This window comes from Nonomuraea sp. NPDC051191 (assembly GCF_044455665.1).
Classification (GTDB): Bacteria; Actinomycetota; Actinomycetes; order Streptosporangiales; family Streptosporangiaceae; genus Nonomuraea.
Map to the genome: position 1 here is coordinate 805,638 of NZ_JBITEZ010000001.1, position 14,483 is coordinate 820,120.

14 protein-coding genes and 1 pseudogene are annotated in these 14,483 nt (G+C 69.9%); 7 read left to right on the forward strand and 8 right to left on the reverse strand.

Annotation, left to right across the window (positions count from 1 at the left end; all coding sequences use genetic code 11):
• Positions 1–47 precede the first annotated feature (47 nt).
• Positions 48–698, reverse strand: coding sequence for a hypothetical protein (locus tag ACIA8R_RS03935; protein ID WP_397036394.1), 651 nt, complete (start codon positions 696–698; stop codon positions 48–50).
• Position 699: 1 nt separating this feature from the next.
• The gene (locus ACIA8R_RS03940) at positions 700–915 is read right to left on the reverse strand and encodes a hypothetical protein (RefSeq protein WP_397036396.1); all 216 of its coding nucleotides are present in this window, start codon (positions 913–915) and stop codon (positions 700–702) included.
• Positions 916–1,590: 675 nt separating this feature from the next.
• Between ACIA8R_RS03940 and ACIA8R_RS03945 the strand changes: the two genes are divergently transcribed.
• A complete protein-coding gene (locus ACIA8R_RS03945) occupies positions 1,591–2,454 on the forward strand; it encodes a helix-turn-helix transcriptional regulator (RefSeq protein WP_357692512.1) in 864 nt (287 codons plus the stop codon).
• Positions 2,455–2,510: 56 nt separating this feature from the next.
• Positions 2,511–2,732: a DUF397 domain-containing protein gene (locus tag ACIA8R_RS03950; RefSeq protein WP_357692510.1), complete on the forward strand. Its 222-nt coding sequence runs from the start codon at positions 2,511–2,513 to the stop codon at positions 2,730–2,732.
• Positions 2,733–2,947: 215 nt separating this feature from the next.
• On the opposite strand, the gene ACIA8R_RS03955 is transcribed toward ACIA8R_RS03950, so the two are convergent.
• Positions 2,948–4,351, reverse strand: a complete 1,404-nt coding sequence (locus ACIA8R_RS03955; protein ID WP_397036398.1) for an MFS transporter — start codon at positions 4,349–4,351, stop codon at positions 2,948–2,950.
• Between the two features lie 109 nt (positions 4,352–4,460).
• On the opposite strand from ACIA8R_RS03955, the gene ACIA8R_RS03960 reads away from it, so the two are divergent.
• From ACIA8R_RS03960 to ACIA8R_RS03975, 4 genes are all read left to right on the forward strand, one after another.
• Positions 4,461–5,297 (forward strand): helix-turn-helix transcriptional regulator, encoded by an 837-nt coding sequence (locus ACIA8R_RS03960; RefSeq protein ID WP_397036400.1) that lies wholly within the window; start codon positions 4,461–4,463, stop codon positions 5,295–5,297.
• A gap of 59 nt (positions 5,298–5,356) precedes the next feature.
• Positions 5,357–6,430, forward strand: a complete 1,074-nt coding sequence (locus ACIA8R_RS03965; protein ID WP_397036402.1) for a CapA family protein — start codon at positions 5,357–5,359, stop codon at positions 6,428–6,430.
• A gap of 486 nt (positions 6,431–6,916) precedes the next feature.
• Positions 6,917–7,507, forward strand: a complete 591-nt coding sequence (locus tag ACIA8R_RS03970) for a TetR/AcrR family transcriptional regulator (RefSeq protein WP_397036540.1) — start codon at positions 6,917–6,919, stop codon at positions 7,505–7,507.
• Positions 7,508–7,577: 70 nt separating this feature from the next.
• Positions 7,578–8,249, forward strand: a complete 672-nt coding sequence (locus ACIA8R_RS03975; RefSeq protein WP_397036403.1) for a hypothetical protein — start codon at positions 7,578–7,580, stop codon at positions 8,247–8,249.
• Here ACIA8R_RS03975 and ACIA8R_RS03980 read toward each other — a convergent pair.
• Positions 8,227–8,586: a hypothetical protein gene (locus tag ACIA8R_RS03980; RefSeq protein ID WP_364082654.1), complete on the reverse strand. Its 360-nt coding sequence runs from the start codon at positions 8,584–8,586 to the stop codon at positions 8,227–8,229. The genes ACIA8R_RS03975 and ACIA8R_RS03980 overlap by 23 nt on opposite strands.
• A gap of 244 nt (positions 8,587–8,830) precedes the next feature.
• Here ACIA8R_RS03980 and ACIA8R_RS03985 point away from each other — a divergent pair, with 244 nt between their 5' ends.
• Positions 8,831–9,289: a tetratricopeptide repeat protein gene (locus ACIA8R_RS03985; RefSeq protein WP_397036405.1), complete on the forward strand. Its 459-nt coding sequence runs from the start codon at positions 8,831–8,833 to the stop codon at positions 9,287–9,289.
• Between the two features lie 195 nt (positions 9,290–9,484).
• Here the strand turns inward: ACIA8R_RS03985 and ACIA8R_RS03990 are convergent, their stop codons facing one another.
• The 4 genes and pseudogenes from ACIA8R_RS03990 to dnaJ all read right to left on the reverse strand — a co-directional run bounded on the left by ACIA8R_RS03990 (position 9,485) and on the right by dnaJ (position 14,467).
• Positions 9,485–10,171: a hypothetical protein gene (locus ACIA8R_RS03990; protein ID WP_364082651.1), complete on the reverse strand. Its 687-nt coding sequence runs from the start codon at positions 10,169–10,171 to the stop codon at positions 9,485–9,487.
• 186 nt (positions 10,172–10,357) lie between these two features.
• Positions 10,358–12,928 (reverse strand): ATP-dependent chaperone ClpB, encoded by a 2,571-nt coding sequence (gene clpB / locus ACIA8R_RS03995; protein ID WP_364082648.1) that lies wholly within the window; start codon positions 12,926–12,928, stop codon positions 10,358–10,360.
• Positions 12,929–12,958: 30 nt separating this feature from the next.
• Positions 12,959–13,282 (reverse strand): annotated as a pseudogene (locus ACIA8R_RS04000) (heat shock protein transcriptional repressor HspR); the annotation flags it as partial.
• A 3-nt stretch (positions 13,283–13,285) separates the two neighbouring features.
• Complete coding sequence (dnaJ, locus tag ACIA8R_RS04005; protein WP_397036408.1) at positions 13,286–14,467, reverse strand: molecular chaperone DnaJ; 1,182 nt, start codon at positions 14,465–14,467, stop codon at positions 13,286–13,288.
• Between the last annotated feature and the right edge of the window lie 16 nt (positions 14,468–14,483).

Below are 14,483 nucleotides of genomic sequence, written 5' to 3' on the forward strand. Positions count from 1 at the left end.
CCGCGGTCCCCGGGGCGTGGTTCAGGAAGATGCCCGGTATTCCTGGATCACCGGCTGACTTGCGGCAACGCCAGTGGCGTGCGCAGATCGGGCGGCTCCTTGAGGTCGGACCTGAGCGGCGTCCAGGAGCGGCGGCCGTACAGGCGTTCCAGCCCGGGAGCGGTCACGCCGGGCAGCTCGTCCCGCCGGACGATCTCCACGACCAGCAGCTGGGCCCGGTCGCGGTGCCTGTGGACGGTGGCACTCCTGGCCCAGCAGGCCGCCGCGATCTCCTCGGCGTACGCCTCGAATTCCTCGGCCGAGATGCCCGCCCTGGTCATGACCAGCGCCTTCTCGCCCTTGGCCGACGGCGTGATCCAGAGCACCAGCGGGATCCGGCCCGCTCGGGTGTGCATGGTGGTCTCCAGGCAGACCCGCTGCAGGCGGTGCCGGGAGACCACGCACCAGAAGTGGGCGACGGCCCAGTTGCGGCCCGTCCTGGTGGCGGCGGGCACCGAGACGGCGCTGCTCAGCAGGACGAACGGCACCCAATGCCCGTCCCGCGTGGCCCCCAGCAGGGCCAGGACGAACAGCCCCGCCACGCCCAGCACCATGACCTCGCTGCGGACGCGCCAGAGCCGTACCAACAGGCCGCCGCCGCCCGCGCCCGGGAGGTCCTCGTTGGCCGGGTAGATCTGGTTGCGCGGGTTCCTCGACACCTCAGGACACCTCCTCGGGCACCAGCGACGTCACCGTGAGCTGGTCGAAGCGTGGGTCGCGGTAGGCGCGGGCGCCGAAGCCCGTCCTGGTGACGGTCCAGCCCCGGTAGATGGCGAACTCGTCCGGCTCCATGCAGATCTCGCGGTCGGCATACGTGATGCATTCCCGGATCCGGGACTTGATTCGGCCGATCCCCTTGGTACCTTGTGAGTACATAGAAGACCCCTTTCGCGGCATTTCCAGAGGTGGCTTCTTCGCCGGGTCGCAGGTCGGGTCCCGTCCCGCCGCAGGGTGGCAGCCCATATGCGGCGAACGCGGATCCGGTCTCGGCCCGGCATTCTTTTTTCGTGCTCAGACGAGCGACAGTCGCGACGTTCTCTCAGACGATGGGACGGTCCTTCCGGCAAGCGGCCTCCCTGGGGCGGACATTCGTATCCGGGACGGCTCCGTTGCCGGTGAGGCGGCGCTCGCGCGGGCGCCCGATCGTGAGCGGAGAGCCCGACGTGCGAGGCCGTTTCGTCATTCCGGCCTCCCCTCGTCGGTCGAGAACCCTCCTGGCTCGATCGTCCTCCGGGTTCCGGGATGCTGCAATACATCGAGCAAGGGAAGATTTAAGTTTCTTCGCAGATTGCTGTTCCAGTTGCGCTGCAACTTGCACGGATTCTGTCATGGGTTTCAAGGGGCGCAGCGCCGACCGAAATCCTCGTCCCACCTCTATACCTACGTGAAGCCTTGCCTTGCTCCTACGCTCTCTCCGTGAAAGCCTTCGAGCAACCCCGCGCGGCAGAGTTCGTGCAAGTTGCAGTGTAAGATCGGGTGAACGGCCCACAAACCGGGTTGCCAAACGATCCGTTCCCGCCACGCCTTCATTCCCGACAAGGAGAGTGGACGGTGCCATCGCAGCAGGGCAGTCCGACAGTGCGCAGGCTCCGCCTAGGCCAGGAGTTGCGCCTCCTTCGCGAACGACGGAAGTTCACCGGGGCCCGCGCGGCGAGAGAGCTCGGCTGGTCGGCCAGCAAGGTCAGCCGCATCGAAGCCGCGAAGACCATGCCCAGCGCGGCCGACATCAAGGCGCTCGGCGAGCTCTACAGCCTCGACACCGCCAGACTTGACGAACTCTTCGGCCTGCTGCGAGATGCGGAGCAGCGTGGGTGGTGGGAAGATTATGAAGACTCCCTGCCCGAGGAGTACATCAGGCTTCTCGGGCTGGAGGCGGAGGCGACGGTTCAGCGCAACTGGGAACCCCAGTTGGTGTCCGGTCTCCTCCAGACCGAGGACTACGCGCGAGAGGTCATTCTCTCCGCGAGCGGAATCGTCCGGATCACGCACAGCGGCGTGCGCAGCCGCGTCGAGGCCCGCCTCGACCGGCAGCAACGGGTCCTGCACCGGCCCGATCCCTGCCGCCTCAACGTGGTGCTCGACGAAGCGGTGCTGATGCGGCGCTTCGGGGAGCCCTCGGTCATGCGGGAGCAGATGGAGCACCTCATCGAGGTCTCCACGTTGCCGCACGTCAACGTCCGGGTGTTGCCGCTGGATTCGCTCCATCCGGTCAATACCGGGGCGTTCATTCACCTGAAATTCACCGGCTTCGACGACGTCGTCTATCTGGAGCACTTGTACACTGCGCACTTCGTGGACGATCTCGAACGAGTCGCCGGATATGAGAACGCTTTTGACCACATGTGGGCAGAGGCGCTCGACGAGGACGAATCCCGCGTGCTCATCCAACGCAAAGCCATGATGTGGCGACGCTAGAGCACGCGGTCCCAGGAGGCGGGCAATGGGGCCCGTCTATAGCCTTTGGGGAGAAAATGCATACCAGCACGATCCAGAACTGGCGGAAGAGCACCTTCTGCAACGGCGCGACCTCTTGTGTCGAGGTCGCCCCCCTGGGAGACGGCAACGTCGCCCTGCGGGACAGCAAGGTGGACGACGGGCCCGTGCTCGTCTTCACGCCGTCCGAGTGGGCCGCCTTCACGGCCGGCGTCCGCGACGGGGAGTTCGACCTGCAGACCTTGGCCGCAGCCGGGTGATCAGGCGGCCCTGACGAGTTGACGACACAACCTTCAGGGCCGCCCATGACGAGGCCCGGCCGGAGCCCACCGGCCTGGTTCGCCTCGGAGTATCCACCGGAGCCGGTCCGCAGCCGCCGCCGCAGCGTTCAGCGCGGCAGGCCGAGCGCGGCGGACGACCAGCTTGAGGAAGAACGGGCCCGCGTCCCGTGAGGGGATCGTTGCCGGAGAGTGCGTCAGCGGCGGGCGCGGACGAGGAAGAGGCTGCTCAGGCCCGCCAGTACGGCCAGGCCGGCCATCGCGACGGCGGCCATGAGGGAGGCCGAGACGGTGCCGTGGCCCTGGCTCAGTGAGATGAACAGCGTGCCCACGGTCGAGACGCCGATGACCTGGCCGAGCTGCATCACGGTGAGTAGCGCGCCGCTCGCGTCCGCCGCGTAGGCGCCGTCCACCTGCTCGGTCGCCATGTTGGTCACCGCCACCTGCACGCCGAGACCGGCGCCGATGAGGGCGCTCATGATCGCGTAGACGACGCCGCCGTCGGCGGCGAGGCCGAGACCGAGATAGGCCGGCGCGGCCACCACATAACCGACCGGGACGAGCGGGCGCTGCAACCCGGCGGGCAGGCGCGGCCACAGCAGGCCGACGATGCCGAAGGCGAGCGCGCACGGCACCATCATCATCCCCGAGCCGAGCGGGGAGAAGTGCAGGTCGCCCTGGAGGTGCAGGGCCGAGGTGAACAGGAACGCGCCCCAGGTCGCCGGGCCGAACAGCAGGATCGCCAGGCCGGGACGCATGCCCGGCGCCGCCAGCACCTTGGCGTCCACCAGCGGACGCCCGCCACGACCGGTCACCCAGCGCTCAACGCGGACGAACGCCACGAACATCACGACACTGAGCCCCATCGAGACCCAGCCCCAGACCGGCCAGCCGAGGTCACGCCCGAGCACCAGCGGCACCACGAACAGCAGCACGGCCGCCGACAGCGTCACCAGGCCCCACGGGTCGAGCCCGGTCCTGCCGCCGCCCTCGTCGGCGGGCAACGCGCGGAACCCGATGCCGAGCAGTACGGCCGCCACCGGCACGAGCACCAGGAACACCACCCGCCACCCGGCGCCGAAACCGAGCAGAATGCCGCCGAGCGCCTGGCCGACGACGATGCCGCCGCTGATCACCAGCGACCACAGGCCGATCGCCCGTCCCCGGGCCGCGCCCTGGTAGTTGCGCTGGATCAGGGTCAGCACCTGCGGCATCATCATGGCGGCGCCGGCGCCCTGGGCGAGGCGGAAGCCGATCAGCCAGCCCGTCGAGGGCGCGAGGCCGGCGCCGAGCGTGGTGACGGTGAACAGGGCCAGCCCGCCGAGGAAGGCGTTGCGGTAACCGAAGAGGTCGCCGATCCGGGCGCCGGTGATCAAGAGGACGGCATAGACAATGGTGTAACCGGCGACGATCATCTGCAGCCCGGCGCCGGAGGAGTGCAGGTCCGCCTCGATGGTCGGGGTGGCCACGTTGACGATGTTGACGTTGAGGATGGCCAGGAACTGCCCGACGAGGATCACTGCGAGGAGCAGACCGCTGGCCTTGGCCCTGTCCGGTGGGGTTGCCTGGACAGGAGAGGAAACAGTGGCGGATTCGGTCATGTGTTTCATTATTGTGCGTACCTGGTACCAGTAACGAGTGTCCCTTTATACTGGTATTGGCGGCACCTGGATAAGTGTGCGGCGATGCCCCCATAGTGGAGGTGTGACCGTGACCGAGGCAAGACGTACGGATCTGGCGGCGTTCCTCCGCACCCGCCGGGCACGCATCACCCCCGAGATGGTGGACCTCGCGCCGGGCCCCCGCAGGCGTACGCCGGGGCTGCGCCGCGAGGAGGTCGCCCAGCTCGCCGGGGTGGGCGTCACCTGGTACACGTGGCTGGAGCAGGGCCGGCCGATCAACGTCAGCGGCCAGGTGCTCGACGCCGTCGCCCGTACGCTCATGCTGGACAACGCCGAGCGCCAGCACCTCTACCGGCTCACCGGCCAGGCCGAGGCGCCCGCCGTCGTCGACGCCGGCCGCATACCGGCCGAGATGCAGGGCATCCTCGACCAGCTCGGCGACATGCCCGCGTCCGTCGCCAACAGCCGTTCGGACGTGCTGGCCTGGAACGCCTCCTACGCCGCCCTGTTCCCGCACGTCGTCGAGGCCCCGGACGGCGAGCGGAACTCGCTCTGGCAGACCTTCGTCAACACCGCGGTCCCGACCAGGCTCGTCAACCGCGAGTCGGAGCTGCCGCGCGCGGTCGCGGTCTTCAGGGGCGCCTACAGCCGGCACTCCGACGACCCCTGCTGGCAGGACTTCGTCCGGCGGCTGAGCGCCGAGAGCGCCGAGTTCGCCCGCATGTGGGCCAGGCAGGACGTGGCCGAGCCCGGCCCCCGGGTGAAGCACTTCGAGCACGAGGTCGTCGGCGCCCTCCGCTTCAGCACGACCAGCCTGAACGCCTCCTCCGCGCCCGAGATGCGACTGATCGTCTACAGCCCCCAGGACGACGCCACCAGGTCCGCTTTGGCATGGTTGGTGGGAAGTGGTGATACCAAGTCCTAATCTGCCGCCCATAGAATGCTCGATCCGGAAAAGTCTGGATCGAGTGGAAATGGCGGTAGATGAGACTCCCCCGTGTCCTGCCGGTGCTGGTCGTCGCCGCCTCCCTCGCGGCATGTTCGTCGGCACCCGAGAAAGAGCCGCAGAGCAAGCAGGTCGACCAGCAGGCGGCCGAGTCGCCGAGCCGGAAGCCGAAGCCCGTACGAAAGCCCTTCACCATCTCCTTCGGCGGCGACGTGCACTTCGAGGGCGTCCTGCGCGGCAGGCTCGCCAACCCGGGCACCGCCCTCGGACCCATCGCGAACGTCCTGCGCAAGTCCGACCTGTCGATGGTCAACCTGGAGACCGCCATCACCACGGCCGGGACGCCCGCGCCCGGCAAGCAGTTCACCTTCCGCGCGCCGGCGACCGCGTTCGCCGCGCTCAAGGCGGCCGGGGTGGACGTCGCCTCCATGGCCAACAACCACGGCATGGACTACATGGAGAGCGGCCTGACCGACTCCCTGGCGGCCATCAAGCGCAGCAAGTTCCCGATCGTGGGGATCGGCGCGAACGCGGCGCAGGCCTACAAACCCTTCCGTAAGACCGTGAACGGCAACCGGGTGTCGATCATCGGCGCGACGCAGGTGCTCGACGCCGAGTTCATCCAGTCGTGGACGGCCACGGCCGACAAGGGCGGGCTGGCCTCGGCCAAGGACGAGGCGAGCCTGCTGAAGGCCGTACGCCAGGCGCGCAAGAACTCCGACACCGTCATCGTGCACCTGCACTGGGGCACCGAGATGCAGAAATGCCCCAACGAGGCCCAGCGCTCACTCGCCCCCAAGCTGGTCGCGGCGGGCGCCGACGTCGTGGTCGGCGGGCACGCGCACATCCTGCTCGGCGCCGGATACCTGGACGACGCCTACGTCAGCTACGGCATGGGCAACTTCGTCTTCTACAACTCGACCCCGGGCACCACGGGCAGGACGGGCGTGCTGACGCTGACCATCAACGGCCGCAAGGTGCTCAAGGACCAGTGGACCCCGGCCACGATCCAGGGCGGCATCCCGGTCCCCATCACGGGCACGGCCAAAACCCAGGCCGTGAACGACTGGAAGGCCCTGCGCTCGTGCTCGGGGCTGGCCGCGCGCCCCTGAGCGATCCACCCTCCGGACGGTTCGACGGGCCACCCCGGGGAGAGCCGTCGCCGATATCCCGCAAATTGAAGAATATTCGCAAAATATCGTCTCGCAATATAGTGTGCCGAACAATATGACGGTCGCGCCCACGGGGACTTTCTCGAACACACCATCGGCGGCGATCCGCGGGACGTTATCCGGAGCGGCGTCCCGAGGACGCCGAGGGGACCGGACGGACGTCCACCCTGCCCTGCGGGCCTGCGTCGCAGCGCACATTCGGCCCGTTGAGCAGCGCGGAAATACGGTTATGCCGAGTCGCGGATTTCGCCATGGGCGGCGCGGCGCGGCAGCCGTCCGAGAAATCCCGCAAATTAGTAGGTAACGATCGTGCCGACGAGAGAAGATGAATCCGTGTCCTCGCCGCAAATGGATGATGACTGCGTCCACCCCAAAGCTCTCCGGCGGCAGCCGGCCCAACGCCGCAGCGCCCGGCGCGTCGAGCGCATGCTCGACGCCTGCGCCGAACTCCTCGACGAGACCGGCTATGAGGCCCTGTCCACCACCCGCATAGCCGAGCGGGCAGGCGTCGCGATCGGATCGGTCTACCAGTTCTTCCCCGACAAGCGGGCCATCACCCAGGAGCTCACCCGGCGCAACGTCGAGCAGTTCGTGGCGCGGGTGGGCCGCCGGTTCATGGAGGAGGAGTACCGCGGCTGGTGGGAGGCCGTCGACGCGATCATCGACGAGTACGTCGACATGCACCGCACGGTCCCCGGCTTCAGGAGCCTGCACTTCGGCGACGTCGTCGACCTCAACCTGCTCGACTCCGACTCCGAGAACAACACGGTCATCGCGGGCAGGCTGCGCGGCCTGCTGTTCAAGGGGTTCGGGCTGGCCGACAGCGAGACGCTCGACCTGGCCGTGCTGGTCGCCGTCGAGGCCGGCGACGCGGTGCTCAAGCTGGCCTTCCGGCGCGACCCCGCCGGCGCGCCGGACATCATCGACGCCGCCAAGCATCTGGTGCGGGGGTTCCTGTCGCGCCAGCTCAGGTCGTGGTCGCCGCACGAGCTGACCGAGGGCGACGTGGGACGCTGACGCAGATCTGGGCATGACAGCAGTGAGCGATCTTTCATTCACTGTCCGTCACAGGTCTCGGGAGGTGAAGATGTCCGATCTTCCACCGTCCGCCTTCCACCGCAGTGCTCCCTTCGATCCCCGTCGCAGGCGTGGGCCGGCCTACGCCACGCTCGGGCTCGTCCTGGCCGTGGGCGCCAGCGGGATGATCGGTTACACGGCCGGGTACGCCGCCGACGACACGGAGCCGGCGGTGATAACCGTGCGGCCCGTGGTCGCCTGCCGCGCCGTCCCGCCCGTGGCCGTGCCCGCCGAGGTCGAGGCGCCCGCCCGTCCGGAGGCCGTCGCGGGGGTGCCCGCGCGTCCGGTGGCGCGTCCGGCGGTCGTCGTGAAGGCGCCCGCGCGTCCGGGGGTGCGTCCGGCGGTCGTCGTCGGGGCGCGGGCCCATCGGGAGCGCGCCCGCGTCCGGCGGCCCGCCCGCCCGAGCGCCGTCCGGGTGGCCCCTCCGGTGGCGGTCCCGGTGAAGGCACCAGTCAGGGCCCCGGTGAAGGAACAGGTGAAGGCGCAGGTGCAGGCTACGGTCCGAGCGCCGGTCAGGGCGTCGGTGAGGGTGCCGGTCAGGAAGCCGGTGAGGGAGGCGTTGAGGGAGCTGGACGTCGCCCGCGTGCCAGGGCGCTCACCGCTCGAAGCGCTCGTCCAGGAGATGCGCGGCGACCTCTACGCACAGGTGATCGACCGGATCACCGGCCGGTACCGGCGATGACCGGCCGCTGAGCGCCCGGTTCGGTCCGCTGCCACGACCCGGGCGCCAGGGCCTCCGCCTCCCGGTGCAGGCGTCTCATGAGCTCCCGGTCGCCCAGCGCCGTCGCGGGCACCTGCTGGATGCGCGGCGTCAACGGCGTGCGAAGGCACGGCAGGGGGAAGGACACCGGCCGGACGTCCCGGGCCTGCCTGACGTCGAGCCTGGCCTCCAGCGCGTGCAGGTTGCGCTCGGCCGTCTGGATGGCCTCGAACCGGGCCGACAGATACCCGGCCACACCGGGCCCGAGGGCCGAGAGAACGACGGCACAAGCCAGCGTGAAGGTCATCTGCTTGGACATGCCCATTACAGCCCCCTCCGCCCGCGAGACGCAAAGCATCGGATATATGCCCTATGACCTGCACAGACACGCGCAGCGTAACCAGTCTTTGACGGGACGTTGCCGAATTTGCATGTGACCGGCGATGCGCATTGACCGGGCAAAGCGCCTGGCGGCTCGGTAGTCTCGCGGTGTGGCGCATGTGACCCGAGAGCACCTTGATCGTCTGCTTGAGCAGGCCCTGCTGGCCGACGACCACAGTTCCTTGGCCAGTCGGCTTTACGACGTCGCGCTCGGTTATTCGTCCGGCGACGTCTCCAGGGCGTCCATCCTCGTCCTGGCCGCCGAGGAGTGGCGAGCGGCGGGACAGCCCGCACGCGCGATGGAGTGTTTCCAGCGCGCCGTGGAGGACGGCGGCGACGCGGGCTTCGACGCGCGCGCCGGCATCGCCGACACCCTCTTCGAGCTCGAAAGGCCCGACGAGGCCCGGGAGCTCATCGAGACCATCCGCGCGGAGGGCGACGTCTCCACGACGACCGCCCACACCATCGCGGAGACCCTGGTCGCCTACGGCGATCTCCAGGGCGGCCTCGAATGGGCCACCCAGGCGGTGCTGGGCTGTGACGAGGGCGACCCCGAGCAGGTGGCGCTGCTGCGGACGCGATACCGGATCAGGGTCGACCTCGGCCTTCCGGAAGACGAGCTCGACGAGCTCGTCTCCTAGTCGAGGGGGCCGGACCGGCGGGCCCCGCGCGGGGCCCTGCTTGTCGCGCGCCCGCAAGAACCGCGCGGGAGTAAGCGCGTTGCCCGTCGTGTGCCTGTGGAGCTGGGCCGGAGGGGTCGCGTCAGTGTGTGACGCGGCCCCTCCGGTTGAGAAAGCCGGGCGCGGCAGGCACGACCCGCGCCCGGACACTTCGGCTCAGCGCAGGTCGAGGTTGGGCAGCAGGCGGCTGAAGCCGTCGATCGCGGGGTAGCCGCCGGGCAGCGTGGAGGCGCCCTCGATGCCCTCCACGGCCTTGGGCAGCAGGTTCGAGATGAGGTCGCCGCCGACCTCCCGTACGGGCTGCCGAGCCTCCGCGGCCGACCGCGCCGAGCGGGCCGACGCGGGGGCGGTCGGCTTCTCGCCGACCGTCATCTCGGCGGGCACCCGGGCCGCGATGGGCGGCTGCGGCAACGCGGGGAGCGCGGGCAGAGCGGGCACCTGGAGCGTCGTCGCCAGGTCCCGCATGCCGCTCTCGCCGGAGGCCATGGGGAACAGCGCGGGCGAGACGCTGGTCAGCGACGGCATGCCCCACGTCGCCCCGACGCCCCCGAGGTCGGCCAGCGGTCCCATGGCGGACCTGGCGGCGGCCAGACCGGTCAGACCGAGCCGCCTGGCCATGGCCCCGGCGGCCACGGCGAGCTTGCCGACCTCTTCGGTGACGACCCGGTGGCCGTTCGTCTTGTTCTCGTTGAGCTGGAGGCTGGTACGGCCGTCGCAGAACGAGGCGACCGCCTGGAACCGCGGCCTGCAGGTGTCGGCCACCGAAGGACCGGCGACCGGCCAGGTGACGCCCACGGTCAGAGCGGCCACCGCCAGGATGCTTCGGATCTTCTGAGATGCCACCGCATGTCCCTCTGATCGGAATCGGTGATCTGACGAACGCCGAAGGTAGTCACCTGCCCGACCGGTCGCGTGCGGCTTGTGCGAAGGGTGGCGGGAACCTTACCCCGCCGCGACGCGGGATGACCCTGCCATGACATGCGGGAGCCCGGGGATCGTGAGGATCCCCGGGCTCCGGTGACGCGGGTCTCAGCCGCGCCGGACGACCAGCTCGTCGTCGCCGAGCTCCACCTCGACCTTGTCGCCGTCGGCGATCTCGCCGGACAGGACGGCCTTGGCCAGCTTGTCGCCGATGGCCGACTGGACCAGGCGGCGCAGCGGACGGGCGCCGTACAGGGGGTCGTAGCCGGTGAGCGAGAGCCATTCGCGGGCGGCCGGGGTGACCTCCAGGGTCAGCCGGCGGTCGGACAGGCGCCGGGCCAGGCGGTCGACCTGGAGGTCGACGATCTGGGCCAGCTCTTCGGAGCCGAGCGCGTCGAAGAGGATGACGTCGTCGAGCCGGTTGAGGAACTCCGGCTTGAACGAACCGCGCACCGCCCCCATGACGGCCTCGCGCTTGGCGTCGTTCTCCAGCTTCGGGTCGACCAGGAACTGCGAGCCGATGTTGGAGGTCAGGATCAGGATCGTGTTGCGGAAGTCGACCGTGCGGCCCTGGCCGTCGGTCAGCCGTCCGTCGTCGAGCACCTGGAGGAGGATGTCGAAGACCTCCGGGTGCGCCTTCTCCACCTCGTCCAGCAGCACCACCGTGTACGGCCGCCGCCGGACGGCCTCGGTGAGCTGGCCGCCCTCCTCGTAGCCGACGTAGCCGGGAGGCGCGCCGACGAGCCTGGCCACGCTGTGCTTCTCGGAGTACTCGCTCATGTCGATGCGGGTCATCGCCCGCTCGTCGTCGAACAGGAACTCCGCCAGCGCCTTGGCCAGCTCGGTCTTGCCCACCCCCGTGGGGCCGAGGAACAGGAACGAGCCCGTGGGACGGTCGGGGTCGGCGATGCCGGCCCGGCTGCGGCGTACGGCGTCGGAGACGGCCTGTACGGCCTGCTGCTGGCCGATGAGCCGCCGGCCCAGCTCCTCCTCCATGCGCAGCAGCTTGGCCGTCTCCGCCTCCAGCAGGCGCCCGGCGGGGATGCCCGTCCAGGAGGAGATGACCTCGGCGATGTCGTCGGCGCCGACCTCCTCCTTGACCATGGCGTTGTCCGGCGGCGCGGCGTCGGAGGCGGCCTGGAGGGCCTGCTCCAGCCGGGGCACGTCGGCGTACATGAGCCGGGAGGCGGCCTCGAAGTCGCCGTCGCGCTGGGCCCGTTCGGCGGCGCCTCTGGCCTCGTCGAGCTGCTTCTTCAGCTCGCCGACCTTGTTGAGCCCGGCCTTCTCGTGCTCCCAGCGGCCGACGAGCGCGTTGAGCTCCTCCTGGCGGTCGGCCAGCTCCTGACGCAGGCGGTCGAGCCGCTGGACCGACGCCTCGTCGGTCTCCTTCGTCAGGGCCAGCTCCTCCATCTTCATCCGGTCGACGTTCCGCTGGAGCTGGTCGATCTCCACGGGACGGGAGTCGATCTCCATGCGCAGCCGCGAGGCGGCCTCGTCGACCAGGTCGATGGCCTTGTCGGGGAGGAAGCGGTTGGTGATGTAGCGGTCGGACAGGGCGGCGGCGGCCACCAGGGCGCCGTCGGCGATCTGCACCTGGTGGTGGGCCTCGTAGCGGCCCTTGAGCCCGCGCAGGATCGCGATCGTGTCGCCGACCGTGGGCTCGCCCACATAGACCTGCTGGAAGCGGCGCTCCAGCGCGGGGTCCTTCTCGATGCGCTCGCGGTATTCGTCGAGCGTGGTCGCGCCGATCATGCGCAGCTCGCCGCGGGCCAGCATGGGCTTGAGCATGTTGCCGGCGTCCATGGCGCCCTCGGCGGCCCCCGCGCCGACGACGGTGTGCAGCTCGTCGATGAACGTGACGATCTGCCCGTTGCTCTCCTTGATCTCGGAGAGCACGGCCTTGAGCCGCTCCTCGAACTCGCCGCGGTACTTCGCGCCGGCCACCATCGCGCCCAGGTCGAGCGAGATCAGCCGCTTGTTGCGCAGCGACTCGGGCACGTCGCCGGCCACGATGCGCTGGGCCAGGCCCTCGACGACGGCGGTCTTGCCCACGCCGGGCTCGCCGATCAGCACCGGGTTGTTCTTGGTGCGGCGGCTGAGCACCTGGACCACGCGACGGATCTCCGAGTCGCGGCCGATCACCGGGTCGAGGCCGCCCCCGCGGGCCCGCTCGGTGAGGTCGACGCCGTACTTCTCCAGCGCCTGGTAGGTGTCCTCGGGCGTCTCGCTGGTGACGCGGGCGTGGCCGCGTACCTTCTCGAAGGCGTCGAGCAGCGCCTGCGGGGTCGCGCCCTGCGCCTTCAGCAGCTCGGCCATCGGGCCGCCGTCGGCCGCCAGGCCGACGAGCAGGTGCTCGGTCGAGACGTAGAGGTCTTCGAGCCGGTTGGCGTGCTGGGCGGCGGTGTGCATGACGGTGAGGAGCTGCCGGGAGCTCGAAGGCGCGCCCACTGTCGCGCCCTGGGCCTTCGGCAGCGCCGCGAGCTGCTCCTCGACGCGTGCCCGCAGCGTGCGCCAGTCGGCGCCGACCGCTTCGAGCAGCGGGACGGCCGTGCCGCCCGTCTGGGAGAGCAGCGTGGAGAGCAGATGGGCCGGTGAGATCTCCGGGTTGCCCTCGGCGGCGGCGCGCCGCATGGCACCCGAGAGCGCTTCCTGGCTCTTCTGGGTGAGCTTGTAGTCCATAACCTAGGCCCCCGGTGGCAGCTCGTAGCGGATCAGCGCCCTGACCATCCGCATCTCGGCGCGCAGGCGGTGAACCTCCTCACGCAGCCGCAGAGCTTCGTTCTCGAGCTCGAGAATCCGCTTAATGCCCGCGAGGTTGATGCCCTCCTCCTGGGAGAGCCGCTGGACCTCGCGGAGCTGGATGATGTCTCTTGTGGAGTAGAGGCGGCCGCGCCCGGCGGTGCGGCCGGGGCTGACCAGGCCGAGCCGGTCGTACTGGCGCAGCGTCTGCGGATGGAGCCCGGAGAGCTGCGCGGCCACCGAAATCACATAAACAGGAGTGTCGTCGGACAGGTCGAAATAGTTGGCGTCCATCGGCTACTCGCTTCTGGCTCGCTGAATGAGATCGGCCCGCGGGTCGTCGCCCACGGTCGCGGTGTTGAACTCGTTGAGGAGCTCGCGAGACTTGTCGTCGAGCGTCTTCGGGACGAGCACCTCGACACTGGCGAGCAGGTCACCCTTGGTGCCGTCCTTGCGGGTGACGCCTCTGCCCCGCACGCGGAACGTGCGGCCGTTGGGCGTGCCCGCCGGGATGCGCAGGGTCACCGGCATGCCCTTGAGGATCGGCACCTTGATCTCGGCGCCCAGCGCTGCCTCCGTGAACGTCACGGGGACGGTGATCGTGAGGTTGTCGCCCGCCCTGCCGAACACGTGGTGCGGCTTGACGTGCGTCAGGATGTAGAGATCGCCGGCCGGGCCGCCGTTCTCGCCCGGCGCGCCCTTGGCCTTGAGCTTGACCCGCTGCCCGTCGGCCACGCCGGCGGGGATCCTGGCCTGGATCGTACGGGTGCTCTTGGCCCGGCCGCTGCCCTCGCACACGGGGCAGGGGTCGTCCACGAGCAGCCCGCGGCCCTTGCAGTCGCGGCAGGGCTCGGAGAAGGCGAAGTTGCCCAGGTTGCGGCTGGCCGCGCCGGTGCCCTCGCAGGTGGGACAGACCCGGGGGGTCGTGCCCGCCTTGGCGCCGGTGCCGCTGCACCCGGTGCAGGCGGCCGAGCTGGTCAGCCTGAGCGACACCGTGGTGCCCTCGACGGCCTCGGTGAACGAGAGCGTGACCTCGGACTCGACGTCCTGGCCGCGGCGCGGCCTGGTCGCGCTCGTCGTACGGGTGGAGCCCGCCGCCCCGCCCCGGTTGAACAGCCCGCCGAACAGGTCGCCGAGCCGCTCGCCGGCGCCCCCGCCCTGCTGGCCGGCGGTTCCGCCGAACAGGTCGCCGAAGTCGAACGGGAAACCGCCACCGCCGGGGCGCTGACCGCCCACCCCGGCCCCGAACAGCGTGCGCGCCTCGTCGTACTCCTTGCGGCGCTTGCCGTCGGACAGGATGTCGTACGCCTCGGAGACCTCCTTGAACTTGGTCTCCTTGGCGGCGTCGCCCTGGTTGGTGTCCGGGTGGTACTGCCTGGCCAGCTTCCGGTACGCCTTCTTGATCTCATCGGCGGTGGCGGTCTTGGGCACACCAAGGACGGCGTAGTAGTCCTTTTCCAGGTAGTCCTTGGTGCTCATCTACGGCCCTTCGTCC

Excerpts from the sequence above, each read along its gene's own strand:
- ACIA8R_RS03940 (WP_397036396.1), bottom strand. The coding sequence starts at position 915 with ATGTACTCACAAGGTACCAAGGGGATCGGCCGAATCAAGTCCCGGATC.
- ACIA8R_RS03950 (WP_357692510.1), top strand. The coding sequence starts at position 2,511 with ATGCATACCAGCACGATCCAGAACTGGCGGAAGAGCACCTTCTGCAAC.
- ACIA8R_RS03955 (WP_397036398.1), bottom strand. The coding sequence starts at position 4,351 with ATGACCGAATCCGCCACTGTTTCCTCTCCTGTCCAGGCAACCCCACCG.
- ACIA8R_RS03965 (WP_397036402.1), top strand. The coding sequence starts at position 5,357 with ATGAGACTCCCCCGTGTCCTGCCGGTGCTGGTCGTCGCCGCCTCCCTC.
- ACIA8R_RS03970 (WP_397036540.1), top strand. The coding sequence starts at position 6,917 with ATGCTCGACGCCTGCGCCGAACTCCTCGACGAGACCGGCTATGAGGCC.
- ACIA8R_RS03975 (WP_397036403.1), top strand. The coding sequence starts at position 7,578 with ATGTCCGATCTTCCACCGTCCGCCTTCCACCGCAGTGCTCCCTTCGAT.
- ACIA8R_RS03980 (WP_364082654.1), bottom strand. The coding sequence starts at position 8,586 with ATGTCCAAGCAGATGACCTTCACGCTGGCTTGTGCCGTCGTTCTCTCG.
- clpB (WP_364082648.1), bottom strand. The coding sequence starts at position 12,928 with ATGGACTACAAGCTCACCCAGAAGAGCCAGGAAGCGCTCTCGGGTGCC.
- dnaJ (WP_397036408.1), bottom strand. The coding sequence starts at position 14,467 with ATGAGCACCAAGGACTACCTGGAAAAGGACTACTACGCCGTCCTTGGT.